The sequence below is a fragment of the Flavobacterium sp. FlaQc-30 genome, assembly GCF_044005885.1.
GTDB lineage: Bacteria > Bacteroidota > Bacteroidia > Flavobacteriales > Flavobacteriaceae > Flavobacterium.
Map to the genome: position 1 here is coordinate 1 of NZ_JBIPCO010000033.1, position 386 is coordinate 386.

Sequence of the window (386 nt, forward strand, 5' to 3'; positions counted from 1 at the left end):
TTTGAAAGACTGGTAAGGAAAATGAGAAAAAGGGAACGAAAAAAAAGTTTCAAAATTTTTTAAATTTTTCTTGCGAGAAACAAAATAAATTTTTAGTTTTGCACCCGCTTTGAGAAACAAATTAAGGTGGAAAAAATAAAGAAATACACGTTCGTAGACATATTGAATTGACAGCCGTTTTGAAAGAGATTTCAAAACAAATAAAATAAGAGTAATAGAGTCGTAAGATTCGAAAAGAACCGATAGATAAATCATCGCCATATAATATTAAAATATACGATGAAGAGTTTGATCCTGGCTCAGGATGAACGCTAGCGGCAGGCTTAACACATGCAAGTCGAGGGGTATATGTCTTCGGATATAGAGACCGGCGCACGGGTGCGTAA

General features: G+C 34.7%; 1 rRNA gene. It reads left to right on the forward strand.

Features of this window, described 5'->3' with window-relative positions:
* Positions 1 to 276: 276 nt before the first annotated feature.
* Positions 277 to 386, forward strand: a 16S ribosomal RNA gene (locus tag ACHRV0_RS21620); the annotation flags it as partial.